The organism is Dankookia sp. GCM10030260 (assembly GCF_042666655.1).
Classification (GTDB): Bacteria; Pseudomonadota; Alphaproteobacteria; order Acetobacterales; family Acetobacteraceae; genus Paracraurococcus.
In genome coordinates this window covers 79,434-105,793 of the sequence record NZ_JBHTDE010000006.1, presented here as the reverse complement: position 1 = coordinate 105,793, position 26,360 = coordinate 79,434, and the positions used below count along the sequence as shown (strand labels likewise).

At 71.9% G+C, this 26,360-nt stretch carries 27 protein-coding genes; 18 read left to right on the top strand and 9 right to left on the bottom strand.

Translation table 11 applies throughout. The features are described 5' to 3' along the window. Position 1: 1 nt before the first annotated feature. Positions 2 to 250 (bottom strand): GyrI-like domain-containing protein, encoded by a 249-nt coding sequence (locus ACFQS7_RS19605; protein WP_380068814.1) that lies wholly within the window; start codon positions 248 to 250, stop codon positions 2 to 4. Between the two features lie 545 nt (positions 251 to 795). Between ACFQS7_RS19605 and lpdA the strand changes: the two genes are divergently transcribed. The 5 genes from lpdA to ACFQS7_RS19580 all read left to right on the top strand — a co-directional run bounded on the left by lpdA (position 796) and on the right by ACFQS7_RS19580 (position 5,675). Further along, the gene (gene lpdA, locus ACFQS7_RS19600) at positions 796 to 2,187 is read left to right on the top strand and encodes a dihydrolipoyl dehydrogenase (protein WP_380068813.1); all 1,392 of its coding nucleotides are present in this window, start codon (positions 796 to 798) and stop codon (positions 2,185 to 2,187) included. Between the two features lie 41 nt (positions 2,188 to 2,228). Further along, positions 2,229 to 3,287, top strand: coding sequence for a DNA adenine methylase (locus tag ACFQS7_RS19595; protein WP_380068812.1), 1,059 nt, complete (start codon positions 2,229 to 2,231; stop codon positions 3,285 to 3,287). Next, positions 3,287 to 3,559, top strand: a complete 273-nt coding sequence (locus ACFQS7_RS19590) for a hypothetical protein (protein WP_380068811.1) — start codon at positions 3,287 to 3,289, stop codon at positions 3,557 to 3,559. Before ACFQS7_RS19595 ends, ACFQS7_RS19590 begins: the two co-directional genes overlap by 1 nt. Positions 3,560 to 3,735: 176 nt before the next feature. Then, entirely contained in the window at positions 3,736 to 4,386 is a 651-nt protein-coding gene (locus ACFQS7_RS19585) for a DUF4142 domain-containing protein (protein ID WP_380068810.1), read from the top strand. Positions 4,387 to 4,484: 98 nt separating this feature from the next. Beyond that, the gene (locus tag ACFQS7_RS19580) at positions 4,485 to 5,675 is read left to right on the top strand and encodes an MFS transporter (RefSeq protein ID WP_380068809.1); all 1,191 of its coding nucleotides are present in this window, start codon (positions 4,485 to 4,487) and stop codon (positions 5,673 to 5,675) included. A 36-nt stretch (positions 5,676 to 5,711) separates the two neighbouring features. Here the strand turns inward: ACFQS7_RS19580 and ACFQS7_RS19575 are convergent, their stop codons facing one another. Then, positions 5,712 to 5,912, bottom strand: coding sequence for a hypothetical protein (locus ACFQS7_RS19575; protein ID WP_380068808.1), 201 nt, complete (start codon positions 5,910 to 5,912; stop codon positions 5,712 to 5,714). A gap of 95 nt (positions 5,913 to 6,007) precedes the next feature. Beyond that, positions 6,008 to 6,808 (bottom strand): helix-turn-helix domain-containing protein, encoded by an 801-nt coding sequence (locus tag ACFQS7_RS19570; protein WP_380068807.1) that lies wholly within the window; start codon positions 6,806 to 6,808, stop codon positions 6,008 to 6,010. A gap of 74 nt (positions 6,809 to 6,882) precedes the next feature. On the opposite strand from ACFQS7_RS19570, the gene ACFQS7_RS19565 reads away from it, so the two are divergent. After that, complete coding sequence (locus tag ACFQS7_RS19565) at positions 6,883 to 8,127, top strand: MFS transporter (RefSeq protein ID WP_380068806.1); 1,245 nt, start codon at positions 6,883 to 6,885, stop codon at positions 8,125 to 8,127. 8 nt (positions 8,128 to 8,135) lie between these two features. Here the strand turns inward: ACFQS7_RS19565 and ACFQS7_RS19560 are convergent, their stop codons facing one another. Continuing rightward, the gene (locus ACFQS7_RS19560; RefSeq protein WP_380068805.1) at positions 8,136 to 8,792 is read right to left on the bottom strand and encodes a class I SAM-dependent methyltransferase; all 657 of its coding nucleotides are present in this window, start codon (positions 8,790 to 8,792) and stop codon (positions 8,136 to 8,138) included. A 121-nt stretch (positions 8,793 to 8,913) separates the two neighbouring features. Between ACFQS7_RS19560 and ACFQS7_RS19555 the strand changes: the two genes are divergently transcribed. Genes ACFQS7_RS19555 through ACFQS7_RS19540 form a run of 4 tightly spaced genes read left to right on the top strand, consistent with a single transcriptional unit; the run spans position 8,914 to position 11,934 of the window. Then, complete coding sequence (locus ACFQS7_RS19555) at positions 8,914 to 9,792, top strand: shikimate dehydrogenase (RefSeq protein WP_380068804.1); 879 nt, start codon at positions 8,914 to 8,916, stop codon at positions 9,790 to 9,792. Beyond that, positions 9,789 to 10,376, top strand: coding sequence for a dephospho-CoA kinase (gene coaE, locus ACFQS7_RS19550; protein WP_380068803.1), 588 nt, complete (start codon positions 9,789 to 9,791; stop codon positions 10,374 to 10,376). The genes ACFQS7_RS19555 and coaE overlap by 4 nt, the downstream gene beginning before the upstream one ends. Continuing rightward, entirely contained in the window at positions 10,373 to 11,089 is a 717-nt protein-coding gene (gene dnaQ, locus ACFQS7_RS19545; protein ID WP_380068802.1) for a DNA polymerase III subunit epsilon, read from the top strand. The genes coaE and dnaQ overlap by 4 nt, the downstream gene beginning before the upstream one ends. Positions 11,090 to 11,121: 32 nt before the next feature. Next, a complete protein-coding gene (locus ACFQS7_RS19540) occupies positions 11,122 to 11,934 on the top strand; it encodes a glucose 1-dehydrogenase (protein ID WP_380068801.1) in 813 nt (270 codons plus the stop codon). 2 nt (positions 11,935 to 11,936) lie between these two features. Here the strand turns inward: ACFQS7_RS19540 and ACFQS7_RS19535 are convergent, their stop codons facing one another. Both ACFQS7_RS19535 and ACFQS7_RS19530 read right to left on the bottom strand, forming a co-directional pair. Continuing rightward, positions 11,937 to 12,590 (bottom strand): glutathione S-transferase family protein, encoded by a 654-nt coding sequence (locus ACFQS7_RS19535; RefSeq protein WP_380068800.1) that lies wholly within the window; start codon positions 12,588 to 12,590, stop codon positions 11,937 to 11,939. A 23-nt stretch (positions 12,591 to 12,613) separates the two neighbouring features. Next, positions 12,614 to 13,390 carry an HpcH/HpaI aldolase/citrate lyase family protein gene (locus tag ACFQS7_RS19530; RefSeq protein WP_380068799.1) on the bottom strand — a complete coding sequence of 259 codons (777 nt, stop codon included), beginning with the start codon at positions 13,388 to 13,390 and terminating at the stop codon, positions 12,614 to 12,616. A 107-nt stretch (positions 13,391 to 13,497) separates the two neighbouring features. Here ACFQS7_RS19530 and ACFQS7_RS19525 point away from each other — a divergent pair, with 107 nt between their 5' ends. The 4 genes from ACFQS7_RS19525 to ACFQS7_RS19510 all read left to right on the top strand — a co-directional run bounded on the left by ACFQS7_RS19525 (position 13,498) and on the right by ACFQS7_RS19510 (position 19,732). Further along, positions 13,498 to 16,389, top strand: coding sequence for a molybdopterin oxidoreductase family protein (locus ACFQS7_RS19525; protein WP_380068798.1), 2,892 nt, complete (start codon positions 13,498 to 13,500; stop codon positions 16,387 to 16,389). Beyond that, the gene (locus ACFQS7_RS19520; protein ID WP_380068797.1) at positions 16,386 to 17,120 is read left to right on the top strand and encodes a 4Fe-4S dicluster domain-containing protein; all 735 of its coding nucleotides are present in this window, start codon (positions 16,386 to 16,388) and stop codon (positions 17,118 to 17,120) included. Before ACFQS7_RS19525 ends, ACFQS7_RS19520 begins: the two co-directional genes overlap by 4 nt. Continuing rightward, entirely contained in the window at positions 17,117 to 18,040 is a 924-nt protein-coding gene (locus ACFQS7_RS19515) for a dimethyl sulfoxide reductase anchor subunit family protein (RefSeq protein WP_380068796.1), read from the top strand. Before ACFQS7_RS19520 ends, ACFQS7_RS19515 begins: the two co-directional genes overlap by 4 nt. 120 nt (positions 18,041 to 18,160) lie before the next feature. Beyond that, positions 18,161 to 19,732 carry an ABC transporter substrate-binding protein gene (locus tag ACFQS7_RS19510; RefSeq protein ID WP_380068795.1) on the top strand — a complete coding sequence of 524 codons (1,572 nt, stop codon included), beginning with the start codon at positions 18,161 to 18,163 and terminating at the stop codon, positions 19,730 to 19,732. A gap of 156 nt (positions 19,733 to 19,888) precedes the next feature. Here ACFQS7_RS19510 and ACFQS7_RS19505 read toward each other — a convergent pair whose 3' ends face one another. Beyond that, positions 19,889 to 21,667, bottom strand: coding sequence for a chloride channel protein (locus tag ACFQS7_RS19505; RefSeq protein ID WP_380068794.1), 1,779 nt, complete (start codon positions 21,665 to 21,667; stop codon positions 19,889 to 19,891). Between the two features lie 4 nt (positions 21,668 to 21,671). Further along, entirely contained in the window at positions 21,672 to 22,649 is a 978-nt protein-coding gene (locus ACFQS7_RS19500; RefSeq protein ID WP_380068793.1) for a Bug family tripartite tricarboxylate transporter substrate binding protein, read from the bottom strand. A gap of 159 nt (positions 22,650 to 22,808) precedes the next feature. Between ACFQS7_RS19500 and ACFQS7_RS19495 the strand changes: the two genes are divergently transcribed. The 4 genes from ACFQS7_RS19495 (at position 22,809) to ACFQS7_RS19480 (ending at position 25,955) form a co-directional block, all read left to right on the top strand. Next, positions 22,809 to 23,762 (top strand): tripartite tricarboxylate transporter substrate binding protein, encoded by a 954-nt coding sequence (locus ACFQS7_RS19495; RefSeq protein WP_380068792.1) that lies wholly within the window; start codon positions 22,809 to 22,811, stop codon positions 23,760 to 23,762. A 55-nt stretch (positions 23,763 to 23,817) separates the two neighbouring features. Beyond that, complete coding sequence (locus ACFQS7_RS19490) at positions 23,818 to 24,921, top strand: hypothetical protein (RefSeq protein WP_380068791.1); 1,104 nt, start codon at positions 23,818 to 23,820, stop codon at positions 24,919 to 24,921. Positions 24,922 to 24,984: 63 nt separating this feature from the next. Beyond that, a complete protein-coding gene (locus tag ACFQS7_RS19485) occupies positions 24,985 to 25,182 on the top strand; it encodes a hypothetical protein (protein ID WP_380068790.1) in 198 nt (65 codons plus the stop codon). Beyond that, entirely contained in the window at positions 25,179 to 25,955 is a 777-nt protein-coding gene (locus ACFQS7_RS19480) for a hypothetical protein (RefSeq protein ID WP_380068789.1), read from the top strand. Before ACFQS7_RS19485 ends, ACFQS7_RS19480 begins: the two co-directional genes overlap by 4 nt. Positions 25,956 to 25,982: 27 nt before the next feature. On the opposite strand, the gene ACFQS7_RS19475 is transcribed toward ACFQS7_RS19480, so the two are convergent. Next, the gene (locus ACFQS7_RS19475) at positions 25,983 to 26,360 is read right to left on the bottom strand and encodes a rhodanese-like domain-containing protein (protein ID WP_380068788.1); all 378 of its coding nucleotides are present in this window, start codon (positions 26,358 to 26,360) and stop codon (positions 25,983 to 25,985) included.

Here is a 26,360-nt window from a genome sequence, read left to right as displayed (position 1 = left end):
CTTAGCCGGCGGCCTCGGCCCCTGCCGGCACGGTGCAGCCGGCATCGGTGCGCAGCGCCGCGGCGGGGATGCTCCGCGGGTCGTCATGGGTGATGGCGAGGAAGCGGGTGCCCGGCCCGATCGGGCCGCAGCTGCCGGCCTGGGCGCCGATCCGGTCGAAGGCGCCGGCCATGCCGGCATAGGGGCCGACATGGCGGATCGCTGCCAGGCGGAAGCCGGGGTCGTCGCGCAGGCTGACCTGGTGCATCATGGGCTCCTCTTCCCTGGTCGCCGCCCGGCGCGTGCCCGGCAGCCGCCGGGCGGCATGCCATAGGCGGCGCTGGCATAGCCGACACGGCGGCCGATCGCGGCCAGCGGCAGGCTGCTGCGCGACGGCCCGGCGGCGGCCCGCGACAGCCGGGCGCGCTGCAGCGTCTCGGCCGGGGTCTCCCCGGCCAGGGCGCGATGGATCCGGAGGGAATGGTGAGGAGGAGACGGCGGCGACCTCGGCCAGTTTCTCCAGGCTCGGCGTGTGCCGCAGCTCAGCGGCCGGATGCGCCATGGCCCGGGCGATCCGATGGCGGTGCTGCTGCTGCGCGGCGGTGCGGTTCGGCATGGCGGCCGTCATGCCGCACTCCGGATTGATCGCGCTTGCGGACATGCACCGATGCCGGCGGCGCGCCCCTCCGCCCAAGGCCCCGCGAAGGCGGCATGGCTCCGGCGCAACCCTGCCGCGGGGTTGCGTGAAGCCCCGGTTGGCGCCACTTTCCGCGCGAATTCCGCTGCTTCCATTGCCGCAAGGACCGGGACCCCACCATGCCTGAGAGCTTCGACGTCATCGTCATCGGCGCCGGTCCCGGCGGCTATGTCTGCGCCATCCGGGCCGCCCAGCTCGGGCTGAAGGTCGCCTGCGTCGAGAAGCGCGCCACGCTCGGCGGCACCTGCCTGAACGTCGGCTGCATCCCGTCCAAGGCGCTGCTGCAATCGAGCGAGCATTTCGAGGAGGCCAGGCACAAGCTGGCCGACCATGGCGTGCTGTTCGACGGCGTGAAGCTGGACCTGGCCAAGATGCAGGCACGCAAGGGCGAGGTGGTCGCGGCCAACGTCAAGGGCGTCGAGTTCCTGTTCAAGAAGAACAAGGTGACTTGGCTGAAGGGCGCCGCGCGGATCGTCGCCCCCGGCAAGGTCGAGGTCGCCGGCGAGACCTACGACGCCAAGAACGTCGTCATCGCCACCGGGTCCGAATCCACCCCGCTGCGCGGCGTCGAGGTCGACGAGACCCAGGTCGTCACCTCGACCGGCGCGCTGGAGCTGCCGGCGGTCCCCGGCCACCTGGTCGTCATCGGCGGCGGCGTCATCGGGCTCGAGCTCGGCTCGGTCTGGCGCCGGCTCGGCGCCGAGGTGACGGTGATCGAGTACCTCGACCGCCTCGTCCCCGGCATGGACAACGAGATCGCCAAGCTGCTGGAGCGCACGCTGGGCAAGCAGGGCCTGAGGTTCAAGCTGAAGTCGAAGGTGACCGGCGCGACGAAGTCCGCCGACGGCGTGACCCTGACGGTCGAGCCCGCCGCCGGCGGCGCGGCGGAGGAGGTCAAGGCCGACGTGGTGCTCTTGGCCATCGGCCGCCGCCCCCACACCGAAGGCCTCGGCCTGGCCGAGGCGGGTGTCGAGATGGACGAGCGCGGCCGGGTGAAGACCGACGCCCACTTCGCCACCAACGTCCCCGGCATCTGGGCCATCGGCGACGTCATCGCCGGCGCCATGCTCGCCCACAAGGCGGAGGACGAGGGCGTGGCCCTGGCCGAGATCCTCGCCGGGCAGAAGGGCCACGTGAACTACGCCGCCATCCCGGGCGTGATCTACACCTGGCCGGAAGTCGCCTCGGTCGGCGCTACCGAGGAGGAGCTGAAGGCCGCCGGCGTCGCCTACAAGTCGGGCAAATTCCCCTTCACCGCCAATGGCCGGGCGCGGGCCATGGGCGACATGGACGGCTTCGTGAAGATCCTGGCGGACGCGAAGACCGACCGGGTGCTGGGCGCGCACATGCTCGGCCCCGATGTCGGCACGCTGATCGCCGAGATCTCGCTGGCGATCGAATTCGGCGCCTCGGCCGAGGACGTGGCGCGGACCTGCCACGCCCACCCGACCCTGAACGAGGTGGTCAAGGAAGCCGCGCTCGCGGTGGACGGCCGGGCGCTGCACATCTAGACTCCGCCGCGCAACGTCAGGGGGGCGCGCCGGCGGCGCCGATGATCAAGTACATCGGCAGCAAGCGCCTCCTCGTCACCCGCATCCTGGACGCCATCGGCGCCGCGGTGCCGCCGGGGGCCCCGAAGGGCGCCACGGTGCTCGACCTGTTCTCCGGCACCGCCCGGGTCGGCATCGCGCTGAAGGCCGCCGGCTACCGCACCATCGCCAACGACCACAACGCCTATGCCCATGCCATCGCCACCTGCTACGTGCAGGCCGATGCGGAACGCTGGGCGGACACCGCGCGGCGTATCCTCGACGACCTGCAGCGCCTGCCGCCCAGCCCGGGCTGGTTCACCCGGACCTATTGCGAGCAGGCGCGCTTCCTGCACCCTGACAACGGCGCCAGGGTCGAGGCGATCCGCAACGGCATCGCCGCCCTCGCCGCCGAGCCGGAGCTGGAGGCGATCCTGCTGACCGCGCTGCTGGAAGCGGCCGATCGGGTGGACAGCACCGCCGGCCTGCAGATGGCCTACATGAAGCAGTGGGCGCCGCGGGCGCTGCAGCCGCTGGCGCTCCGCCTGCCGCCCCTGCTGCCGCGCCCGGCGGCCGGCGCCTGCACCGCGCTCTGCGGCGATGCCGAAGCGGTGGCGGCCTCGGTCGACTGTGACCTCGCCTACCTCGACCCGCCCTACAACCAGCATTCCTACCTGCGGAACTACCATGTCTGGGAGACGCTGGTGCGCTGGGACCAGCCGGAGGTCTATGGCTTGGCGCAGAAGCGCACCGATTGCCGCACCCGCCTGTCGGACTTCAACAGCCGCCGGCGCATCGGCCCCGCCCTGGCGCGGACGATCGCCGCCTTGCGCTGCCCGGCCATCATCGTCTCCTTCAACGACGAGGGCTATCTCGCCCGGGCGGAGCTCGAGGCCATGCTGAGCGCGCGCGGGCATCTTGCGGTGATCGAGATCCCGCACGAGCGCTATGTCGGCGCCAAGATCGGCATCCACAACCCGCAGGGCGAGAAGGTCGGCCGGGTCGGCCGGCTGACCAATGTCGAATACCTCTTCGTCGCCACCGAGCGGCGGATCGAGTTGCCGGCGCCCCAGGCAGCGTGATGGCGGGCCGGCCTTCTCTCACCCGCAAATTCGCCGGCTTCGGGCTGCTCGGGCTCGGCGTGCTGGGCCTGGTGCTGCCGATCCTGCAGGGAATCCTGTTCCTCGCCCTCGGCCTCTTCGTGCTGCGCGACCAGTACCATTGGGCGCGGGACGGCATGGCGAAGCTGCGCGCCCGCTGGCCGAGCCAGGTCGATGGCGTCGAGGCGATGGAGGCCAAGCTGGTCGCCTGGTCCCGCCGCCAGGCCGGACGCATCCGGCGGCTGCTGCCCTAGCGGCGGATCGCCGGCTGATGGCGACGCCGGGCGGGGCGGATCCGAACCCCGGCGCATCTCCCGGCGGCCCGGCGATGGGCGGTTGGCCCAGGACACGCAAAGAACCGCATGGCCCGGGCGCCGTTGCTCCTGCTCGCCGGCCACCCCTTCGGGCGGCCGACACGGGAGACTTGCCCATGCACCGCAGACTGACCCTGCTGGCCAGCGCCGCCATCCTCGCCGCCGGCCCCGCCGCCTTCGCCCAGACCCGGCAGCAGCCCGCCCAGGCGCCGCAAGCCGGCACGCCCGCCGGCCGCGCCGAAGTGGTGACCGGCCAGGAATTCATGCGCATGGTCGCCATGAGCGACCGCTTCGAGGTGGCAAGCAGCCGGCTCGCCCGGGAGACCTCGCAGGACGCCAAGGTGAAGCAGTTCGCCGAGCACATGGTGCGTGACCACACCAAGACGACACAGGAGTTGCAGCAGTTGATGCAGCAGCTCCCCGGCGCCGGCACCACCGCCGGGACCCCGCTGCCGAACGGCCGCGAATCGCAGGGCACCCAGGAGAGCGGCCAGATCACCAATGCCCAGGGCGGGCCGCAGCACGAAGGGCTGGACGAGCGGCACACCACGCTGCTGCAGCAGTTGCAGGCGGCCAAGGGCGCCGAATTCGACCGGCTCTATGCCCGGCAGCAGGTCGCCGCGCACCAGCAGGCGGTCGACCTCTTCAGCAACTACAGCCGCTCGGGCGACACGCCGCAGCTCAAGCAATGGGCGGAGAAGACCCTGCCCGCCCTGCAGGAGCACCTGAAGCTGGCCCAGGCGCTGCAGCAGGGCATCCAGGGCTGACGCAACGGATGCCGGGCGGATGATCCCGCCGGGCATCCCCTTGGCAGCGGGCGGCGCGGGCGCGAGACTCGCCCCATGGTCGAATCGAGCCCCGCCGGATGAGCCAACCCGCGGCGCCGGCCCCACCGGGAGCGCGGCGCAACGCCCTGATCCTCGGCGTGGCGCAGACCCTTGCCTGGGCGGTCACCTACTATCTGCCCGCCGTGGTGGCGCCGGTGGTGGTGGCCGATCTCGGCGCCGACCCGGCGCTGGTCTATGGCGCCTTCTCGCTCGCTCTGCTGATCTCCGGCCTGGCCGCGCCGCGGGTCGGCCGGGCGATCGAAGGGCGCGGCGGCCGGCCGGTGCTGCTGGCCTCGGCCGCGCTGCTGGCGCTGGGCCTGGCGCTGCTGGGCCTGCTGCCCGGCCTCTGGGGCTGGACGCTGGGCTGGGTGGTGCTCGGCCTCGGCATGGCGATGGGGCTGTACGAGGCGGCCTTCGCCACCCTTGGCGTGCTCTACGGCCGGGCGGCGCGGCGGCCGATCACCCTGGTCACGCTGCTCGCCGGCTTCGCCAGCACCGTCGGCTGGCCGCTGAGCGCCGCGCTGGTCCCTTTGCTCGGCTGGCGCGGCACCTGCCTGGCCTATGCGGCGCTGCTGCTGCTGGTGGTCATGCCGCTGTACCTGCTGCTGCCGAGATCCGCCGCCCCGGCCGCGGCCGCGCCCGGCGCCGCGCCGGAGGCGGCCGACCCGGCCCTGCCCGCCGCCTGGGTGCGGCGCAGCTTCCTGCTGCTGGCGGTCTTCTTCACCCTGCGCGCCATCATCAGCGCGACCTTGGCGGTGCACCTGATCGCGGTGCTGGGCGGGCTCGGGCTATCGGTGGCGGCGGCGGTCGCCGCGGCCAGCCTGATGGGCCCGGCCCAGGTCGGCGGCCGGCTGCTGGAATTCACCCTCGGCCGGGCGGCGCATCCGCTGACCGCGGCGCGGCTGGGCGGCGCGCTGCTGCCGCTGGGCGCCCTGCTGCTGGTGCTGGCCGGGCCGCTGGCCGCGGTGCCCTTCGTGCTGCTCTACGGTGCCAGCAACGGCATCATGACGATCAGCCGCGGCGCGTTGCCCTTGGCGCTGTTCGGTGCGCGCGGCTACCCAGTGCTGATGGGCAAGCTGGCCCTGCCGATCCTGCTGGCCCAGGCCGGCGCGCCCATGCTGACCGCGCCGCTGGTCGCCGGCCTGCCGGCGGTGACGGTGCTTGGCCTGGCGGGGCTGCTGGCGCTGGCGGCGCTGGGCTGCCTGCTGCCGCTGCGCCGGGCACCCTAGGGCCCAAGGCCGGGGAGGCGGCTTCCCGCCACCCGGCTATTGCTGCCGGTGCTGCCGGGTCCGGGCGAAGGCGATGCAGGCGCCGGCGCTGGCCACCAGCAGGGTCGAGGCGGCGGCCCAGGCCAGCCCGAACAGCGCGACGCGCTGCAGCACGTCACCCGGGACGAGGTCGAGCCAAAGCAGGGTCGCGACCATCACCAGACCCAGGACCCAATGCTGCACCGCTTGCTGCCGCATGATCTTCGTTCCTCCCGCCGGGCGCGGATGCAGCCCGATGCAACATCCAGATACAAAACCGTATACTGCACATGCATGTGATGCAAGCATGTGATTCACTTTACATCCAGGTCGTTTCCGGCGCCCGGCGTCGTTCCGAAAGCCGCCCGGAAGGCTGCGCCGAAGGCCGAAGCGCTGGCATAGCCGACCGCCGCTGCCGCCCGCGCCGGGGTAGCGCCTTGGGCCAGCAGGGCTGCCGCTTCCGACAGCCGCAGCATCTGCCGCCAGCGGCCGAAGCTCATCCCGGTCTCGCGCCGGAACAGCCGGGTCAGGGTGCGGGCGCTGGCGCCGCATTCGGCGGCCCATGCCTCCATCCCCGCCGCCCGTGCCGGGTCGGCCCGCAGCGCCGCCGCCAGCCGCAGCAGCCGCGCATCGCGCGGCGCCGGCACGCCGAGCGGCAGGCTGGGGGCGCGGGCGATCTCGTCGAGGATGAGTGCCGCGAGATGCCCGCCGCGGCCGGCCTCGTCCCATTCCAGCGGCTCGGAACAGGCCGCCAGGATCAGTTCCCGCAGCAGGGCGGAGACCGCCAGGACGGTGACGCCGGCCGGGCCCGCCTGCGCGGCATCGGCGCGGAGGAACAGCGCCCGCATCGCCACCGGCCCCTGCATGGCGGTGACGTGCGGCACCGCGCCGGGCAGCCAGAGCGCCCGGCCCGGCGGCACCACGAAGCCCGCCTCGTCGGTGGTGATCCGCATGATCCCCCGCGTCGCGTAGAGCAGCTGCACCCGTTCATGCGAATGCCGCGGCACGCTGTCGCCGTCGGCATAGTCGCGGGTGAAGCCGACCAGCGGCCGGTCCACCGCATCCTGCGGCAGGCGGCGGGTCGGCGCGGGCGGGAAATGGCCGGCTGGAGACATGGATTGGCCGAACGTCGCTGGACGGCCAGTCTAGGATCGGCCGAACGCCCGAGCAAAGGCCAGGAACGCCCGTGATGCACGACCCCGGCAAGCGGCAGATCGTCTTCATCAATGCTGCCCATACGCTGAATCATTATGGCCTGCTGATCCTCGCCACCGCGGTGCTCGGCATGGTGCAGCAGGCGCCGGAGGCCTTCGGCCGCGACTACGGGCCGATCCTGGCGCTGGGGACGGCGATGTTCGTGCTTTACGGGCTCGGCGCGCTGCCGATGGGCTGGCTGGCCGAACGGGTCGGGCGGAAGGCCTTGATGTGCGCCTTCTTCCTCGGTGTCGGCGTCTCCATGCTGGTGGCGGGCTTCGCCACCTCGCCGCTGGCGCTGGGTGTGGCGCTGGCGTTCATGGGGGCCTTCTCGGCCATCTACCACCCGATCGGCACGGCCATGCTGGTGGAAGCCGCCGGCACCCGGGTCGGCCGGGCGGTCGGCATCAACGGCGTCTTCGGCAATCTCGGCGTGGCGCTGGCCCCGGTGGTGACCGCGCTGCTGGCGGCACGGCTGGGCTGGCACTTCGCCTTCCTGGTGCCGGGGGCAATCGCCCTGGGCCTGGGCCTGCTCTACCTGCGGGAGCCCGCCTTCGACACCGCCAAGGCGGCCGGGCCGCAGAAGCCCTTCCCCGTCATCCCGCCCGCCGTCGTCCGCCGCGCGGTGGCCGTGCTGCTGACCATCGCCGCGGTCTCCGGGCTGATCTTCAACGCCTTCACCCTGCTGCTGCCGAAGCTGATGGAGGAACGCCTGGCCTCGTCCCCGGACCTGCTGCCGGTGGTGGGCCTGCTCGCCTTCCTGGCGACGCTCTGCGGCGGGCTGACCCAGTTCACCGTCGGCAACCTGATCGACCGGCGGACCCTGAAATCCATCTTCCTGCCGCTGGCCCTGGTGCTGGTGCCGGCCATGGTGCTGCTGGCCTATGCCGATGGCTGGGTGGTGCTGCCGCTGGCGGCGCTGATCGCGGCGTCGGTCTTCGGCCAGGTGACGGTGAACGAGACGATGACCGCGCGCTACGTGGCGCCGGCGCTGCGGACCAAGCTGTACTCCATCCGCTTCACCATCGGCTTCCTCGGCGCCGCCACGGCCTCCCCGCTCATCGGCTTCCTGCACGAGGCGACGGGCAGCCTGGCCGCGCCGCTGCTGGTGCTGGCCGGCTTCGGGGTGCTGACCTTCTGCTGCGCCCTGGTCTTCCCCAACCGGCAGGAGGAATTGCAGCCGGAGTTGTGGGCGAAGGCGGCGCCGCTGCCTGCCGGCGTGCCGGCCGCGGCCGAGTAGGCGCCCGCCTACGGCGCCCACAGCAGCGTCAGCCCGTCGATGTCGCTGCCGTCATGCGCCCAGTCGAGCGCCTGCTGGCGGACCACCTGCAGCCCCTCCTTCACCGCGTAGTGCCGCATCAGGTCGAGCGACATGGTGTTCCGCCAATGCGGGTGCCGGCGGAAGTCGCCGCCGGCCAGCGACATGTCGTTCGAATGGTGCAGGAAGGCGTGCCCGCCCGGCGCCAGGGCCCGCCGCGCCTCCCGCAGATAGGCGCGCACCACGTCGCTGTCGAAATGCACCATGGCATCGAAGCAGAACAGGAAGCTCAGCGCCGCGTCCGGCACCGGCAGGCTGCAGCCGTCGTTGGCGGCATAGGCGATGCGCGGGTCGTCGCCGAAGCGGCGCCGGCAGATCTCGACGTTCGAGGCATGGATGTCGACGACATGCAGCCGGCCCGCCAGGGGCAGCAGCTTCGCCGCGTTCCGCCCGTGGCCGGCAGCCAGGTCCAGGGTCACGGCCAGGTCGATGCCCGTGGCCTCGATCTGCAGGAAGGGCAGGATGATGGTGGCCCATTGCAGGTCGGCGGCGGGCTCGGCCTCGGCGAAATAGGCGGCCTCGATCCAGTCGCGCCCGACATCCTGGGCGGCGGCGAGCGTGCCGGGCGGCAGCTTGGTGTCGGACATCGGCGCGGTCACCTGACGCGGGAGGGGATCGGCGTCCCATAGGTCGGCGCGGCGCGGCGGCAAAGCCCGAACCCGGCCCGCGCCCATTGACCGGGGCGCGCGGGCGCGGTTTGCATGGCGCATGACCCTGCTTCCCGGCCCTTTCCTGTCCGGCCATGCCCGCCTCGCCGGCATCCTGGGCTGGCCAGTCGGCCATTCCCGCTCCCCCCGCCTGCACGGGCTCTGGCTGCGCCGCCATGGCATCGACGGCGCCTATGTGCCGCTGCCGGTGCGGCCGGAGGCCTTCGCCGGCGCGGTGCGCGGCCTGGCGGATCTCGGCTTCCGCGGCGCCAACGTGACCATCCCGCACAAGGAGGCCGCCTTCGCGGTCTGCGACACGGTTGACGCCACCGCGCACCGCGCCGGGGCGGTGAACACGCTGGTCTTCCGCGACGGGGCGATCCAGGGCTCGAACACCGACGGCTGGGGCTTCCTGGCCAATTGCCGGGAGGCCGCGCCGGGCTGGACGCCGGATGCCGGGCCGGTGGTGATCCTCGGCGCCGGCGGCTCGGCCCGGGCCATCGCCGCGGCGCTGCTGGATGCCGGCTGCCCGGGCGTCACCCTGGTCAACCGCACCCCGGCCCGGGCGGAAGCCCTGGCGCGGGCACTCGGCGGGCCGGTCTCGGTCGCCGATACGCCGCCGCTGGCCGGGGCGGCGATGCTGGTGAACACCACCTCGCTGGGGATGCAGGGGCAGCCCGGCCTGGTGGTGGACCTGGCGCCGCTGCCGGCCGGCGCGGTGGTCGCCGACATCGTCTATGTCCCGCGCGAGACGCCGCTGCTGGCCGCCGCCCGGGCGCGCCGCCTGGCCGCGGTGGACGGGTTGGGGATGCTGCTGCACCAGGCCCGGCCCGGCTTCGAGGCCTGGTTCGGGGTGACGCCGCAGGTGGACGACGAGCTGCGCGACGTGGTCGGCGGCGACATCCCGGCCCGTGCCGCGCCGCCGCAGCGCCGGGCATGAAGGTCATCGGCCTCACGGGCGGGATCGGCATGGGCAAGTCCACCGCGTCGAACACCTTCCGCCGGCTGCGGGTGCCGGTCTTCGATGCCGATGCCGCGGTCCACGCCCTGCAGGGTCGCGGCGGCCGCGCCGTCGCGCCGATCGCCGCCGCCTTCCCCGGCACGGTGCGCGAAGGCCGGGTGGACCGGGAGGCGCTGCGCCGGGCGGTGCTCGGCCAGCCGGAGGCGATGCGGCGGCTGGAGCGCATCGTCCACCCGCTGGTCCGCGATGCCGAGCGCCGCTTCATGGGCGCCGCCCGGCGCCGGGCGGAGCGCCTGGTGGTGCTCGACATCCCGCTGCTGTTCGAGACCAGGGGCCAGGGCCGCTGCGACCTGGTGGTGGTGGTCACGGCGCCTGCCGCGGTGCAGCGCTGGCGGGTGCTGCGCCGGGCCGGGATGACCGAGGACCGGCTGCGCTACATCCTGTCCCGCCAGATGCCGGACCGGGAGAAGCGCCGCCGCGCCGATGTGCTGGTCCATACCGGCCAGTCGCGCCACGCCGCGCAACGCGCCATACGCCGCCTGGTCAGGGAGATGCGTGCATGAGGCAACTGGTGCTGGACACCGAGACCACCGGCCTCGACCCCGCCACGGGCGACCGCGTGATCGAGATCGCGGCGATCGAGATCGTCAACCTGATCCCGACCGGCGAGGCCTTCCACGTGCTGCTCGACCCCGAGCGCGACGTGCCGCCGGAAAGCACCCGCATCCACGGCTTCACGCTGGAGATGCTGCAGGGCAAGCCGAAATTCCCTGCCGTGGTGGACGACTTCCTCGGCTTCCTCGGCAGCGATCCGATCGTTGCGCACAACGCGCCCTTCGATTTCGGCTTCCTGGATGCGGAGCTGGTCAAGGCCGGCCGGGCGAAGCTGGACCGCGCCCGCATGGTGGACAGCCTGGCGCTGGCCAAGAAGCGCTTTCCCGGCATGCCGAACAGCCTGGACGCGCTCTGCCGCCGGCTCGGCGTCGATAACTCCATGCGCACCAGCCACAACGCGCTGCTCGACGTGAAGCTGCTGGCCCAGGTCTACCTGGAGCTGATGGGCGGCAAGCAGCCCGGCCTGGTGCTGGCGGCGCAGGCCGCCGCACCCGCGGTGACGCTGGGCGGGCTGACCAGGCAGCGCACGCCGCGGCCGATCGCCCCGAGCCCGGCCGAGCTGGAGGCGCATGCCGCCTTCCTGAAGAAGCTGAAGGACCCGGCCTGGCTGAAGCCGCCCTTCGTCGAGGCGGGGCCTGACGGGACGCCGGCAAGCGGCTAGCCTCCCGCCGGGAAGAAACGACGGAGGAAACCATGGGCCAGGTCCAGGGCAAGGTCGCGCTCGTCACCGGGGCGGCGGCCGGCATCGGCGCCGCCATCGCCACCACCTTGGGGCGGGAGGGGGCGACGGTGGTGCTCACCGACCTCGACGACCGCCGCGGCGAGGCGACCGCCGCGGCGATCCGCGCCGCCGGCGGGGAGGCGCTCTATCTCCACCAGGACGTGACCGAGGAGGACCGCTGGGCCGAGGTGATCGGCGAGGTGGACCGGCGCTTCGGCCGGCTGGACGTGCTGGTGGCCAATGCCGGCATCGCCATCATGGGCCCGCTGCTGGAGATGTCGCTGGCCGACTGGCGGAAGCAGACCGCGGTGAACGTCGACGGCGTGTTCCTGACGGTGAAGCACGGCATCCCCCTGATGCGGAAATCCGGCGAGGGCGGCTCGATCGTCATGATCTCCTCGGTCGCCGGGCTGCGCGGCTCGGCCGGGCTCGCCGGCTATTCGGCGACCAAGGGGGCGGTGCGGCTGTTCGCCAAGTCGGTCGCGCTGGAATGCGCCGGGGCGCGGGACGACATCCGCTGCAACAGCGTCCATCCCGGCATCATCGCCACCGAGATCTGGGAGAAGATGCCGGCGGGTGCGAGCGACGTGCGGCGCAACGCGCCGATCGACGCGCGGGCCATCGCCGAGGGCAGCGTGCCGACCGGCAAGCTGGGCACGGCGCAGGACATCGCCAACGGGGTGCTGTACCTGGCCTCCGACGCCTCGCGCTACGTGACGGGGTCGGAGCTGGTGATCGACAGCGGGCTGATGGCGGGACGGGTGGGGAACCTGGCGGCGCGGTAGCCTCAAGCCTCCCGCTCGCGCTCCGCCATCATCTCGCGGCAGGCCGGGCGGGCCTGGCAGGCGGCCAGCCAGGCCTTCACCTGCGGCGCGGCCTCGAACAGCTCGGGCGCCGCGCCGGCATAGCGGATCACCTCGGCCAGGTTCAGGTCGGCGACCGTGAAGCGGCCGCCGACCAGGAAGCCGGTGGCGGCCAGCGCCGCGTCCAGCACCGCGAAGGGCGCCCGCAACGCCGCCACCGCCGCGTCTGCCTTGGCCGGGTCGCAGGGGCCCTGCGGGTTGCCGACGCGGTGGTAGAGCACCTCGATCGTATGCGGCTCGGCCTCGGTCATCGCCCAGATCGACCACATGGTCATCAAGCCGTCCTCGGCCGCGTCGGCCGGGCCCAGCGCGCCGCCATGGCGCTTCGCCAGGTAGAGGTTGATCGCCAGCGACTCGTGCAGCACCAGCCCGTCGTCGTCGATCGCCGGGATGCGGCCGTTCGGGTTCACCGCGAGGAAGGCCGGGGAGCGCGTGTTCAGCGGCGCGTCGGCGGCGGCGGGATCGGCCAAGTTATAGGCCTGGATCACCGGCACCTGGCGGTAGTCCAGGCCGATCTCCTTGGCCAGCCAGAGGATGCGGGAGGCGCGCGAGCGGTGGACGCCGTAGATGGTCAGCATGGGGCGGGTTCCTTCCGATGCCGTCAGCCTGGCACCATCCGCCGCAGCCCGGCCACCCCCGCCGCCAGCGCGTCCTGCAGCAGCCACACGTCGCCGCCCCAGGCGATGAGGCGGAAGCCGTCGTCCAGGGCCCGCTGCGCCTCGGCCGCGCCCGTCACCAGCCGGCCGAGCCCCTTGCCGTGCTTCCGGGCCGCGTCGCAGATCCGCCGCGTCGCCGCGCGGAAATCCGGGTGGTCGAACTGGCCGGGGATGCCGAGCGAGGCCGAGAGGTCGAAATGCCCGAGCCAGAGCGCGTCGACGCCGTCGAGCGCGGCGATCGCCTCGGCGTTTTCGACGCCCTCCGCCGTCTCGATCATCAGGATCAGCACGGTGCGGTCGTTGGCCGCCGCCAGCGCCGCGGCGGGTGCGGCGCTGCGGTAGTTGTCGTGCGCGATGCGCAAGGCGACGCCGCGGCGCCCCTGCGGCGGGTATTTCAGCGCGGCGACGGCGGCACGCGCGACCTCGAGATTGCCGACCAGCGGCAGCATCACCCCTTCCGCGCCGACATCGGTGATGCGGGCGATGTCGTGCGCGTCCCGTGACGGGATGCGCACCAGGGTCGGGATGCCGCCGGCCTCCAGGAAGCGCAGCCCGGCCTTCACCGTCTCCTCGGAGAAGCCGCTGTGTTCCATGTCGAGGAAGGCGAAGTCGCAGCCGGCGCCGGCCAGGATATGGCCGATGCCGGGGGTGACGAATTCCACCAGGAAGGTGCCCGCCGCCAGGTCGCCCGATCGGACCATGGATTTCAGTGATTTGGCCATGCATTCCTCCCTTTGCCACGTGGAACCCGAACCGGCCCTGGGCATTTGCCCGCATTCTTCCACCATGCCTTACTGCCGGGGAAGTCCACGGGGGAAGACAACGACCGATGCCGGAAGCGCCGACGCCGACACGCCTGCAGCCGCCCGCCGATCCGCGCGTCGAGTACTCGGTCCCCGTCGGCGACACGGTGAAGACCACCACCTGCTATATGTGCGCCTGCCGCTGCGGCATCCGGGTGCACCTGAAGGATGGCCGGATCCGCTACATCGAGGGCAATCCCGACCACCCCGTGAACAAGGGCGTCATCTGCGGCAAGGGCAGCGCCGGGATCATGACGCAATACGCCCCGGCCCGGCTGACCAGCCCGCTGCTGCGGGTCGGCGAGCGCGGCTCGGGCGAGTTCAAGGAGATCTCCTGGCCCGAGGCGATGGAGATCGCCACCGGCTGGCTGCGCACCATCCGCGAGACCGACCCGCGCCGCCTCGCCTTCTTCACCGGCCGCGACCAGTCGCAGAGCCTCACCGGCTTCTGGGCAGCACAGTTCGGCACGCCGAATTTCGCAGCCCATGGCGGCTTCTGCTCGGTCAACATGGCGGCCGGCGGGCTCTATTCCATCGGCGGGTCCTTCTGGGAATTCGGCGAGCCGGACTGGGACCGGACCAAATACGTGCTGATGTTCGGCGTGGCGGAGGACCACGACAGCAACCCGATCAAGCTCGGCCTGTCGAAGGTGAAGGAACGCGGGGCGAAATTCGTCTCGGTCAATCCGGTGCGCACCGGCTATTCCGCGGTGGCCGACGAATGGATCGGCATCCGCCCCGGCACCGACGGGCTCTTCGCGCTGGCGCTGGCGCATGAGCTGCTGCGGACGGACAGGATCGACCTCGACTTCCTCGGCCGCTACACCAATGCCGCCTGGCTGGTGGTGCGCAACCCGGGCGGGGCGGATGACGGGCTGTTCGCCCGCGACGAGAATGGCGCGCCGCTGGCCTGGGACCGTGCGCGCGGCGCCATGGATGCCAAGGCAGCCGACCTCTCCCCGGTCATGGTCGGCGACCACGTGCTGCCGGATGGCCGAAAGGCCCGGCCGGTCTTCCACCTGCTGGCCGAGCGCTACCTCGCCGCCGAATACGCCCCCAATGCGGTGGCCGAGCGCTGCGGCGTCCCCGCCGCGACCATCCGCCGCATCGCCGCCGAGCTCGCCGAGGTTGCCTTCGAGCAGCCGCTGGTGCTGGACCAGCCCTGGACGGATGTCTGGGGCAAGACCCACCCGCAGACCATCGGCCGGCCGGTGTCCTTCCACGCGATGCGCGGCATCAGCGCGCATAGCAACGGATTCCATAGTTGCCGCGCGCTGCACCTGCTGCAGATGCTGCTGGGCGCCGTCGATACCCCCGGTTCGTGGCGCTACAAGTCACCCTTCCCGCGGCCGATCCCGCCCGGGCCGCCGCCGGCCGGCAAGGGGGCGAAGCCGAACACCCCGCTGGTCGGCAACCTGCTGTCCTTCCCGCAGGGGCCGGACGACCTGCTGGTGGACGATGCCGGCAATCCGCTGCGCATCGACAAGGCCTTCTCCTGGGAGGCGCCGATGGCGCTGCACGGGATGATGCACACCGTCATCGGCAATGCCGGCGCCGGCGACCCCTACCCGATCGACACGCTGTTCATGTTCATGGCCAACATGGCCTGGAACAGCGCGATGAACCCGGGCGAGGTGATCCGCATCCTGACGGAGAAGCGCGAGGGCGGCGAGCACGTCATCCCGCACGTCATCTACTCGGACGCCTACTACTCCGAGACCGTGCCCTATGCCGACCTGATCCTGCCGGACACGACCTACCTGGAACGCTGGGACTGCATCTCGGTGCTCGACCGCCCCATCGGCAGCGCGCATGGCGCCGGCGACTCGATCCGCCAGCCGGTGATCGCGCCCGACCGCGACGTGCGGCCCTTCCAGGAGGTGCTGATCGAATTGGGCGCGCGGCTCGGCCTGCCGGCCTTCACCAAGGAGGACGGGACCGCGAGGTTCAAGGACTATCCGGACTACATCATCAACCACCAGCGCGCCCCCGGCGTCGGCCCGCTGGCCGGCTTCCGCGGCGCGGACGGCACGAAGAAGGGCATCGGCGAGCCGAACCCGGACCAGCTGCAGCGCTATATCGACAATGGCTGCTTCTGGCGCGACCACCTGCCGCCCGAGCAGCACTGGTTCAAGCACGCCAACCAGGCCTATCTCGACAACAGCAAGGCCATGGGCTTCATCCCGAAGGCCGAGCAGATCGTCATGCAGCTCTGGTCGGAGCCGCTGCAGAAATTCCGCCTGGCCGCCGAGGGCCATGGCGAGCGGCAACCGCCGGACCGCCTGCGGGAGCGCATCCGCACCTATTGCGATCCGCTGCCCATCTGGTACCCGGCCCTGGAACAGCAGGGCGCCGACCTCGAGCGCTTCGACCTGTCCGCCGTCACCCAGCGGCCGATGGCGATGTACCATTCCTGGGGCTCGATGAATGCCTGGCTGCGGCAGATCCACGGCTCCAACAAGCTGTACATGGCGCGCACCAAGGCCGAGACATTGGGGCTGGTGCATGACGACTGGGTCTGGGTCGAAAGCCGTTCCGGCAAGCTGAAGTGCCAGCTCTCGGTGATGGAAGGCGTGAACCCCGACACGGTCTGGACCTGGAACGCCATCGGCAAGCGCGGCGGCGCCTGGGACCTGAGCAACGACAGCCCGGAAGCCCTGCGCGGCTTCCTGCTGAACCACGTCATCAGCGAATGGCTGCCGGCGCAGGAGGGGTTCCGCAGCGCCAATGCCGACCCGGTCACCGGCCAGGCCGCCTGGTACGACCTGCGGGTCCGCGTCACCAAGGCCGACAGCCCCGGCGTGACCGAGCCGCATTTCACCCCGCTGCATGACCGGCCGAACACGCCGAGGCGTGTCGACATCCTGCGCTATGACGTTTCCACGCCGTCCAGCCACGATACGAAGTCAAAAGCATGACCTGCCTGCCCGAGATCACCCCCGGCGCCAAGAAGCTGGGCCTCGTCATCGACCTCGACACCTGCGTCGGCTGCCAGGGCTGCGCGACCAGCTGCAAGGAATGGAACAGCTCCGGCCATTCCGCGCCGCTGCCGGACTACAAGCCCTATTCCGCCGGCGCCGAGGGCGTCTGGTTCAACCGCGTCCACAGCTACGAGGCCGGCGAGGGCGCGGACGGCCGCACGGTCCACTTCCCGCGGTCGTGCCTGCATTGCGAGACGCCAGCCTGCGTCACCGTCTGCCCGACCGGTGCGTCGTACAAGCGCGGCGAGGACGGCATCGTCCTGATCGACCACGACATCTGCATCGGCTGCGGGCTCTGCGCCTGGGCCTGCCCCTACGGCGCGCGGGAGATGGACGAGGATGCGGGGGTGATGAAGAAATGCACCCTCTGCGTCGACCGCATCTACAACGAGACCATCCCCGAGGCGCAGCGCCAGCCGGCCTGCGTGCTGGCCTGCCCGACCAAGGCACGGCATTTCGGCGATCTTGGCGACCCCGACAGCAAGGTCAGCCAATTGGTCGCCGAGCGCGGCGGCCAGCCGCTGATGCCGGAGCTCGGCTACGGGCCGGTGAACAGCTACCTGCCGCCGCGCCGTCGGGTCGATCCCACGCCCATCGAGGACGCGCCGACGCCGATGGACATCAAGAACCCCGTGCTGCGCTGGATGGACCGCGTCCTCTCCCGATGAATCCCGCTCCCTCGATCGTCTTCTTCACCACCGCCTCGGGCGCCGGCTACGGGCTGCTGTTCTGGCTCGGCCTGATGCGGCCGGTCGGGCTGCTGCCGCAGGTGCCCGCCTTCGCGCTGCTCTGCCTGGCGCTGGCGCTGCTGCTGATCACCGCGGGGCTCGCCTCCTCGCTGCTGCATCTCGGCAACCCACAGCGCGCCTGGCGGTCCTTCAGCCAGTGGCGCTCCTCCTGGCTGTCGCGGGAAGGCGTCGCCGCGGTGGCCACCTATGTCCCCGCGCTGGCCTTCGGCTATGCGCTGCTGACCGGGCAGGAGGGGCTGGCCGGCATCGCCGGGCTGCTCGCCGCGGTCGGCGCCGGCGTGACGGTGTGGTGCACCGGGATGATCTACGCCTCGCTGAAACCCATCCCGCAATGGCACCATCCGCTGGTTGCGCCGGGCTACCTGCTGCTCGCGGCCTATACCGGCATGGCGCTGCTGGCCGCCGTCTCCGCCATCGGCGGCGTGGTCGCCGGGCCGGCCAGCTTCATCGTCACCCTCGGCCTCGCCGGGCTGGTGCTGAAGATCGCCTATTGGCGCATGGTCGATGGCGGCATGGGCGGCTCGACCGCCGAGACCGCCACCAGCCTCGGCTTCATCGGCAAGGTGCGCCCGCTCGACCCGCCGCATACCGAGACAAACTACCTGCTGCGGGAGATGGGCTTCCGCCTCGCCCGCAAGCATGCGGCGAAGCTGCGCACCCTCACCCTCCTGGTCGGCTTCGGCGGGCCGGTCCTGCTGGCGCTGCTGGCGACGCAGATCGGCTTCGGCGGGGTGCTGCTGCCGCTGGCCGCGCTGCTGGCGCTGGGCGGGATGCTGGTGGAACGCTGGCTGATGTTCGCCGAGGCGCGGCACACGGTGACGCTCTACTACCACGGGTAAGGGCGGCAGGCCGGATCCGCGCCTCCGGGCATCCGCCCTCCGGCGATCCGGCCTGGCCCCGCTTGCTCCCGGGCACGCCGCTTGCAACGCTGCGCGGCGGAGACGGGAAAGGGCGGGCCGATGCGGAAGCAGCTTCTCGGTGTGGCGATGGCGGCGGCGCTGGCGCTGCCGGCCAGGGCGGCGGACATCACCATCGCGGTCGGCGGCGCCTTCACCTCGATGGACCCGCATTTCTTCGACCTCACGCCGAACCATGCGCTGACCTGGCATGTCTTCGACCGGCTGGTGCATCCGGATGCCGACCAGCGCCCCTCCCCCGGCCTGGCGACCAGCTGGAAGCCGCTCGACGACCGGACCTGGGAGTTCAGGCTGCGGCAGGGCGTCACCTTCCACGACGGCACGCCCTTCACCGCCGACGACGTGGTCTTCACCTTCGCCCGCGCGCCGAACGTCCCCAACAGCCCGACCTCGATGGGCCAGTACATCCGCCCGGTGACGCGGCTGGAGGTGGTGGATGCCCACACCATCCGCCTGCACACCGCGGAACCGGTGCCGCTGATCCCGCAGATGATGAGCAGCTTCTCGGTCGTCGGCCGCAGGCAGGGCGACGGGATGAGCACCTCCGACTACAACAGCGGGCGCGCCGCGGTCGGCACCGGCCCCTACAAGCTGGCCTCCTTCACCCTCGGCGACCGGGCGGTCTTCACCAGGAACCCGGATTGGTGGGGTCCCGCCCAGCCCTGGGACAAGGTGACCTACCGGCTGATCACCAACGACAGCGCCCGTGTCGCAGCACTTCAATCCGGCGACGTGGATGCGATCGACGCGGTGCCGACGCGCGACGTGGCGCGGCTGCAGAAGGATGCGCGGCTCAGCGTCGCCTCCCGCCCCGGCCTGCGGCTGATCTACCTCTATGTCGACTCCAACCGGCCGCAGACGCCGCATGTCACCGACAAGGCCGGCAACCCGCTGCCGAAGAACCCGCTGATGGACGTGCGGGTGCGCCAGGCGCTCAGCATGGCGATCAACCGCGACGGTATCCGCCGGCAGATCATGGAGGGCTTTTCCCTGCCCACCGGCCAGGCGCAGCCGGAAGGCGCGATGGGCTACGACCCGTCCATCAAGGTGCCGGCCTACGACGCCGACGGCGCGCGCAAGCTGCTGGCCGAGGCCGGCTATCCGGACGGCTTCGCCATCACCCTGCACGGGCCGAACGACCGCTACGTCAACGACGATTCCATCGCCCAGGCCCTGGCACAGATGTGGAGCCGCATCGGCGTGAAGACCGCCGTCGCCACCGCCCCGGCCAGCGTCTTCTTCACCGCCGGCGGCGTGCGTGACGAACACTCCATCGCGCTGACCGGATGGAGCACCTCGACCGGCGAGCCCGACACGCATCTGTCGCTGATGCTCTCGACCCCCGACCCGCAGCGCGGCCGCGGCACCCGGCTGCGGCCCTCGCACTACAGCAATCCCGAGCTCGACCGGCTGGTCGACCGGGCGCTGACCACGATCGACCAGGAAGCGCGGGAGAAGCTCTATTTCGAGGCGATCCGCTGGGGCTTCCAGAAGGAGCTGGCGGTGATCCCGATCCACCACCAGGTGAATATCTGGGCGATGCGCAAGGGCCTCGCCTATGCGCCGATGCTGTCGGAGCAGACCAGGGCGACGGAGTTTTCGCTGGCGAAGTAGGCAAGGTCGGGGAGGGAAAAGTAGTCCCACCCAGAACCCCTCCCTTCCTTTTCGTGAGTTTGATGCTCGCCGCGCGGCAAGTGCCGAACTCAGAAAATAGCGGAGGGTTGGACGCATGCGTCCAGCGGGAGGATGCCTCCTCCCCGGCCTTTTCCTTCATCCCACCGTCGACATCCCCGTCTCCTCCCGCCGCCGCTTCGCCACCTCCTCGCCATAGCGGCGCAGCAGATGCGCCTCCGTCAGCAGCCCGAGCACCCGCTTCTCCGGCCCGTCCACCACGGCCAGCGCCTCCGCCTCCGCCGCCTCGAAGATCGCCATGGCGTCGCGCGCATTGGTGCGCGGCAGCAGCACCCGGTCGGCGTGCCGGGCCAGCGCCGCCAGCGTCGCGGTCTCCGGCGGCGCCGCATGCGCCTCGGCGACCGCGACCATGCCCGCATAGCGACCGTCCGCGTCCAGCAGCACCACCTGCGTCGCGGCGCCCAGCGGCACGGCGGCGCGGAAGGCCTCCATCGGCATCGTCGCCGGCACGCTGCGCGGGTCGCGCCGCATCAGCCGCCCCGCCGTCAGGTCGTTGATCCAGCCGATGTCGTGCGCGCCACGGATGGACTCGCCGCGCAGGTGGAAGCGCCAGGTGGCGAAGGAATAGCCGAACAGCCGCCGCACGAGCAGCCCGGCCACCGCGACCGCGGCCAGCACCAGGCCGGTGACGGCCAGGCTGCCCGTCGTCTCCAGCGCCAGGAAGGTCATCGCCAGCGGCGCGCCGATCACCGCGGCGCCGAAGGCGCTCATCCCCACGATCGCCATCACCAGCGGGTCCGGCCCGGGCGGCACCGCCAGCGCCAGCAGCGCGGCGAACAGCTTGCCGCCCAGCGCGCCGATGAGCAGGGAGGCGAAGAACAGCCCGCCCCGGAAGCCGCTGGCGACCGAGACCATGGAGGCCAGCGACTTCACCACGATCAGCAGCAGCACCAGCCGCGCCGGCGTCTCGGTCACGAAGGCCAGGTGCAGCGCGCCGTGCCCGGCCGACAGCGCGACGGTCGAGACGGTGGCCAGCCCGCCGACGCAGAGCCCCCCCAGCATCAGCCGCAGCGCGGTGGACGGGATGGCGCGGGACAAGGCCATCTCGGTCAGCGCCACGCCGCGCATCAGCAGGATGGCGCCCAGCCCGCAGAGGACGCCGAGCCCGAGCGCCAGCGGGTAGAGCTCGGTGTCGACCACGCTCGGCGCGCTGGATTCGACCGCATAGGTGCCGGCTTCCAGCGCCCGCGCGACCAGGGTGGCGGAGACGGCGGAGGCGATCACCGGGAACAGCGCGCCGATGCTGTAGGTGCCGATCACCAGCTCGAAGGCATAGAAGGCGCCGGTCAACGGCGCGTCGAAGGCGGCGCCGATGGCGCCCGCGGTGCCGGCGCCGACCAGCACGCGCAGGTCGCCCCGCCGCAGCGCGAAGGTGGTGCCGAGGCGCGAGGCGATCCCCCCGCCGGCCTGGGCATAGCCGGCCTCAAGACCGACCGAGGCGCCGACGCCGTTCGACAGGATGGTCTGCACGCCGACCACCGCCGCATCGGTCAGCGACAGCCGTCCGCCATGCAGGGCATTGGCCTCGATCGGGTCCACCGGCGGCTGCGGCCGCCAGCGCTTCAGCGCGCGGTTGAGCCCATAGAGCGCGAGCCCGCCCAGCATCGGCACCAGCAGCAGCCGCCAGCCGGGGATGAAGCTGGCGGCGGACAGCCGGACCTGCCCCTCAAGGCCGAACAGCACCAGGTGCAGCCCGCGCGCCGCCGCCCCCATGCCCCAGGCCAGCAGCCCCACCGCGGCGCCGGTCAGCGCCGCGAGGGCGACGATCGCCACCTCGCTGCCGCGGACCCAGCTGCGCAGCGCGACGCCGCGGCGGGCCCGGCGGCGCAGCAGCACCAGCCTGCGGCGGATCAGCACCCGCCTATTCGGCCCGGATGGCGTTGGCCTTCACCACCTCGCCCCAGCGGGCGTGGTCGCGGCGCATGGTCTCGCCGAGCTGCTCCGCCGTGCCGCCGCCCGGCTGGTCGCCGCGGCTGGTGATGTTGCGGCGGATCGCCTCATCCTGGCTGGCCTTGTTCACCGCGGCATTGGCGCGCTGGATGATCTCGCGCGGCGTGCCCTTGGGCGCGAACATGCCGATCCAGGCGAGCACGACGAAATCCTGCAAGCCCTGCTCGGTCGCGGTGGGGATGTCGGGGAAAGCCGGGATGCGCTCGGCGGTCGTGACCAGCAGCCCGTTGAGCTGCTTCGCCTGGACGAAGGGCGCCACCACGCTGGCGCCGTCGGCCATGATCTGGAAGCGGCCGGCGATGAAGTCCTGCATCGCCGGGCCACTGCCGCGGTAGGGCACATGGGTCATCTCCGGCCCGCCGATGCGGGCGCGGAACAGCTCCATCGCGACATGGGACAGGCTGCCGGCGCTGGCCGAGCCGTAATCGACATCGCCCTTCTTCACCTTCGCCCAGGCGGCGAATTCGGCGACGGTCCTGGCGGGGACCGAGGGATGCGTGCAGAAGATCAGCCCGCTCTGCAGCATCATCCCGATCGGCTCGAGCTCGAGCGGGTTGAAGCTCATCGAGGGCATGGTGTGCGGGTTGATGACCAGCGGGTTGGCATTGCCGACCAGCAGCGTGTAGCCGTCGGGCCTGGCCCGCATCACCGTCTCGGTGCCGAGGTTGCCGCCGGCGCCGCCGCGGTTGTCGATGACCACCGGCTGGCCGAGCGCCTGCTGCAGGCCGTTCTGCAGCACGCGGGCGGCAAAGTCGGTCTGCCCGCCGGGCGGGAAGCCGACGACCAGGGTGATCGGGCGGCTCGGCCATGGCGCCTGCGCCAGGGCGGGCGCGGCGAGGCCGCCGGCGCCGAGCGCCAGGGCGGCACGGCGGGTGAAGGTCTGGGTCATGCGCGTCGCCTCCCGGATGGGCCGCCGGCTGGATCGGCCGCGGCTGCCGGCGGATACCAGACCCGGCGGCCGTCACACAGTCGCAACCCCGCGTGCGGCTGGCCCGGGGCGTCCGGCCGGGGCAGGATGACGGCAATGCCATCCTGGGGAGGAACAAGCATGACCATTACCCGCCGCGCGGCCCTGGCCGCGCCCGCCCTGCTGCTCGCCACCCGGGCCGGGGCGCAGGCCGCCTTCCCGAACCGGCCGGTGCGCATCGTCGTCCCCTATACGCCGGGCGGGGTGTCCGACATCACCGCGCGGCTGATGGCGGAGCCGCTGGCGGCGGGCTGGGGCCAGCCGGTGCCGGTCGAGAACCGCGCCGGCGCCGACGGCGTGATCGGCACCGAGGTCATCGCCCGCGCCGCGCCGGACGGCCATACGCTGGGACTGGTCTCGGTCGGTCATCCGGTGAACCCGGCCTACTACAAGCTGCCCTTCGACACGCTGCGCGACTTCACCTTCGTCACCCAGACCACCTCGACCCCGCTGGTGGTCTGTGCCGCCAAGGGCTTCGGGCCCGGCACGGTGGCGGAGCTGATCGCGCACGCGAAGAAGAACCCGGGCGTCACCTTCGCCGGCACCGGCGGCGTGGTGCGGCTGGCCCCGGTGCTGTTCGGCCAGCAGACCGGGACCGAGCTCGCCTATGTCCCCTATCGCGGCAGCACCCAGGCGCATCCGGACCTGATGGCCGGGCGCGTCGACATCATGTTCGACACCGTCCCGGCGGCACTGCCGCATATCCAGTCCGGCGCCCTCAAGGCCTTGGCGACCACGGGGGCGAAGCGCGCGCCGCAGCTGCCCGACGTGCCGACGGTGAGCGAGACGCTGGCCGGGTTCGAGGCGGCGACCTGGGGCATGGTGTTCGCCCCGGCCGGGCTGCCCGAGGCGGTGCTGGCCAAGCTGAACGCCGACTGCGTCGCGGCGCTGAAGCGGCCGGAAGTGGTCGAGAAGCACCGGCTGCTGGGGGCCGAGGTGGTGACCTCGACCCCGGCCCAGATCCGCGCCTTCACCGAGAGCGAGATGAAGAAGTGGGGCGAGGCGGCGCGCAAGGCGGGGATCGTGCCGCAGTAGCTTGACGGGTCGGCGCAGGCAGGCGGAGGCTTCGGCAAAGACCGGAGGAAACCCCATGCGTCGCGCCCTTCTCGCGCTCGGCCTGCTGCTGGCTTTCGCGCTGCCCGCAGCGGCGCAGGCGCCGGCCTACCAGGTCGATCCCGCCTGGCCGAAGCCGCTGCCCAACCGCTGGGGCATCGGCCAGGCGGCCGGCGTCGCCACCGATGCGCGCGACCATGTCTGGGTCATCCACCGCCCGCGCACCATGACGGCGGACGAGCGCGGCGCCGCGGCGACGCCGCCTTTGAGCGAATGCTGCATCCCGGCGCCCTCGGTCATCGAATTCGACGAGGATGGCAACGTCGTGCAGGCCTGGGGCGGGCCCGGCCACCACCCGTCCTGGCCGGAGAACGAGCACGGCATCCATGTGGACCACAAGGACAATGTCTGGATCGCCGGCAACGGCGCCAACGACCATGTGCTGCTGAAATTCACCCGCGAGGGGCGCTTCCTGCTGCAGATCGGCCGCAAGGGCGAGACCGGCGGCAGCAACGACCCGGACCGGCTCGGCCGGCCGGCGGATGTCGAGGTCGATCCGGCGACCAACGAGATCTATGTGGCCGACGGCTACGGCAACCGCCGCGTCATCGTCTTCGATGCCGAGACCGGCGCCTACAAGCGGCATTGGGGCGCCTATGGCGAGAAGCCGCCGGCCGATGACAAGCTGCCGGCCTACGAGCCCGGCGCCTCCGCGACCAGCCCGGCGCGGTTCTTCCGGAACCCCGTGCATTGCGTGCGGCTGGCGAAAGACGGCCTGCTGTACGTGTGCGACCGCGCCAACGACCGCATCCAGGTCTTCCGCAAGGACGGCACCTTCATGCGCGAATTCATCGTCGCGCCGGACACGCTCGGCAGCGGCTCGGTCTGGGACATGGATTTCCTGCCGGACCCGACGCAATCGGTGCTGCTGGCGGCCGATGGGTCGAACAACGTGGTGTGGTTGCTCGAACGCGGCGGCGGCGCCCTGCTGGGCCGGTTCGGGCGCAACGGCCGCAATGCCGGCGAATTCCACTGGGTGCACAACATGGCGGTCGACAGCCGCGGCAACGTCTTCACGACCGAGGTGGATACGGGCAAGCGGGTGCAGCGTTTCCGGCTGGTGAGCCAGCTGCAGCGCTAGGGCTTCCCATTCCGCTTCGGCTATAGCGCGTCCTCGACACCTGCCGTCACCGTCGACGCGGCTATGGTACTCGCAGAGGCGCCCGTCCTGGCCCTGATTGTGGCGCTCTGCGCGACGGTCGCCTACATGGCGGCGGTGGGCGAGTTCGGCCTGTCGAACGAGACAGCCGGCGTCTTCATCACCGTCGCCGTCCTGGCCTGGGCCTGCCTGCTGTTCGGCAAATGGCTGTTCGGGCCGGGCAGGACGGACCGTTCGCCGTGACCATCGGCAAGTCCAGGCCGGCGGCCCGGCTCGCATTGCTGCTGCTCAGCACTTGCGCGCCGCAGGATGTCCCTGCCGCGAATCCGCCCGGTGGGACTGCCGCTGAGACGCTGGCGGGGATCCTGAGCGGCCGACACGGCTCGGGAGCCATAGCCGGCGCGGCGCTTGGCGCCGTCACCGGCCAGGCGAGCCTTGCCACGCGGGGCGGCGAAATCACCGTTTCGCATCCGGTCGCGCCGTCCGGCTATGGGCTCCACGTTCATATCCTGCCCGGACGCATGGTCGACGACTCGACCCTTGGCGAGATCGCCCGCTTCCACTGCGCCCGGCTGCTGTCCGCCGGTCCCGGCGGAGTTCTCAGCCAGGCGGCAAAGGACCGCCCGGCCACCGCGCTCTTTGTCCTGCCGACGCGCCTGGACATGCCGCGCGGCACCAGCCGGTACATCGACGTGGCCCTGGCCCATGAACTGCTGCGCCAGCGCGTCCCGCAGCCGAACATGACCCGCGTTCATGTCGTGGCGACGGCACAGCCCCTTGGCGCGGGTGAGCCGCAGGTCACCGACAAGGTCATCCAGCTGCAGGGAATGGCCCCACCCTTCGTGACGACCTGGCTCCTCCGCCTCGCGCAGTCGATCGAGGATGGCCGGATCGATGCACCGGAAACCCTCGATCTCAGGCTGCGCAGCGTCTTCTGGCAGGTCGGTGCGGCCGGCAGCCGGGTTGGCATCAAGCCGGCCGCAGCGACCCCAGGACCCGCCTGCTCCGCGCGCTGATCGCCGGCCCGAAGCGCCGCCCTGCCGTCAGGCCTTCGCCACCTCGCCCCCGGCCTCGACCCAGTCCTTGAAGCCGCCGAGGTTGCGGACGTCCTTGTAGCCGAGGTCCTGCAGCAGCTTGCCGGCCAGCGCGGCGCGGCCGCCGGAAGCGCAATAGGTGATCACCACCGGCTTCTGGAAGGCCGGGTTGCGGTCCGGGCTCTCCGGGTCGGCGCGGAATTCCAGCAGCCCGCGCGGGATCGGCAGGGCGCCCGGGACGGTGCCCGAGGCGGCCAGTTCCGGCGGCTCGCGCAGGTCGATGAAGACCGCCTCGCCCTTGGCATGCAGCGCGCGGGCATCGGCGGCCGAGATGCGCGGCACGGCGGCGTTCGCCGCGGCAACCAGCTCCTTGACGGTGGTCGGCAT

Excerpts from the sequence above, each read along its gene's own strand:
- ACFQS7_RS19605 (WP_380068814.1), bottom strand. The coding sequence starts at position 250 with ATGATGCACCAGGTCAGCCTGCGCGACGACCCCGGCTTCCGCCTGGCA.
- lpdA (WP_380068813.1), top strand. The coding sequence starts at position 796 with ATGCCTGAGAGCTTCGACGTCATCGTCATCGGCGCCGGTCCCGGCGGC.
- ACFQS7_RS19595 (WP_380068812.1), top strand. The coding sequence starts at position 2,229 with ATGATCAAGTACATCGGCAGCAAGCGCCTCCTCGTCACCCGCATCCTG.
- ACFQS7_RS19590 (WP_380068811.1), top strand. The coding sequence starts at position 3,287 with ATGGCGGGCCGGCCTTCTCTCACCCGCAAATTCGCCGGCTTCGGGCTG.
- ACFQS7_RS19585 (WP_380068810.1), top strand. The coding sequence starts at position 3,736 with ATGCACCGCAGACTGACCCTGCTGGCCAGCGCCGCCATCCTCGCCGCC.
- ACFQS7_RS19580 (WP_380068809.1), top strand. The coding sequence starts at position 4,485 with ATGAGCCAACCCGCGGCGCCGGCCCCACCGGGAGCGCGGCGCAACGCC.
- ACFQS7_RS19575 (WP_380068808.1), bottom strand. The coding sequence starts at position 5,912 with ATGCGGCAGCAAGCGGTGCAGCATTGGGTCCTGGGTCTGGTGATGGTC.
- ACFQS7_RS19570 (WP_380068807.1), bottom strand. The coding sequence starts at position 6,808 with ATGTCTCCAGCCGGCCATTTCCCGCCCGCGCCGACCCGCCGCCTGCCG.
- ACFQS7_RS19565 (WP_380068806.1), top strand. The coding sequence starts at position 6,883 with ATGCACGACCCCGGCAAGCGGCAGATCGTCTTCATCAATGCTGCCCAT.
- ACFQS7_RS19560 (WP_380068805.1), bottom strand. The coding sequence starts at position 8,792 with ATGTCCGACACCAAGCTGCCGCCCGGCACGCTCGCCGCCGCCCAGGAT.
- ACFQS7_RS19555 (WP_380068804.1), top strand. The coding sequence starts at position 8,914 with ATGACCCTGCTTCCCGGCCCTTTCCTGTCCGGCCATGCCCGCCTCGCC.
- coaE (WP_380068803.1), top strand. The coding sequence starts at position 9,789 with ATGAAGGTCATCGGCCTCACGGGCGGGATCGGCATGGGCAAGTCCACC.
- dnaQ (WP_380068802.1), top strand. The coding sequence starts at position 10,373 with ATGAGGCAACTGGTGCTGGACACCGAGACCACCGGCCTCGACCCCGCC.
- ACFQS7_RS19540 (WP_380068801.1), top strand. The coding sequence starts at position 11,122 with ATGGGCCAGGTCCAGGGCAAGGTCGCGCTCGTCACCGGGGCGGCGGCC.
- ACFQS7_RS19535 (WP_380068800.1), bottom strand. The coding sequence starts at position 12,590 with ATGCTGACCATCTACGGCGTCCACCGCTCGCGCGCCTCCCGCATCCTC.
- ACFQS7_RS19530 (WP_380068799.1), bottom strand. The coding sequence starts at position 13,390 with ATGGCCAAATCACTGAAATCCATGGTCCGATCGGGCGACCTGGCGGCG.
- ACFQS7_RS19525 (WP_380068798.1), top strand. The coding sequence starts at position 13,498 with ATGCCGGAAGCGCCGACGCCGACACGCCTGCAGCCGCCCGCCGATCCG.
- ACFQS7_RS19520 (WP_380068797.1), top strand. The coding sequence starts at position 16,386 with ATGACCTGCCTGCCCGAGATCACCCCCGGCGCCAAGAAGCTGGGCCTC.
- ACFQS7_RS19515 (WP_380068796.1), top strand. The coding sequence starts at position 17,117 with ATGAATCCCGCTCCCTCGATCGTCTTCTTCACCACCGCCTCGGGCGCC.
- ACFQS7_RS19510 (WP_380068795.1), top strand. The coding sequence starts at position 18,161 with ATGCGGAAGCAGCTTCTCGGTGTGGCGATGGCGGCGGCGCTGGCGCTG.
- ACFQS7_RS19500 (WP_380068793.1), bottom strand. The coding sequence starts at position 22,649 with ATGACCCAGACCTTCACCCGCCGTGCCGCCCTGGCGCTCGGCGCCGGC.
- ACFQS7_RS19495 (WP_380068792.1), top strand. The coding sequence starts at position 22,809 with ATGACCATTACCCGCCGCGCGGCCCTGGCCGCGCCCGCCCTGCTGCTC.
- ACFQS7_RS19490 (WP_380068791.1), top strand. The coding sequence starts at position 23,818 with ATGCGTCGCGCCCTTCTCGCGCTCGGCCTGCTGCTGGCTTTCGCGCTG.
- ACFQS7_RS19485 (WP_380068790.1), top strand. The coding sequence starts at position 24,985 with ATGGTACTCGCAGAGGCGCCCGTCCTGGCCCTGATTGTGGCGCTCTGC.
- ACFQS7_RS19475 (WP_380068788.1), bottom strand. The coding sequence starts at position 26,360 with ATGCCGACCACCGTCAAGGAGCTGGTTGCCGCGGCGAACGCCGCCGTG.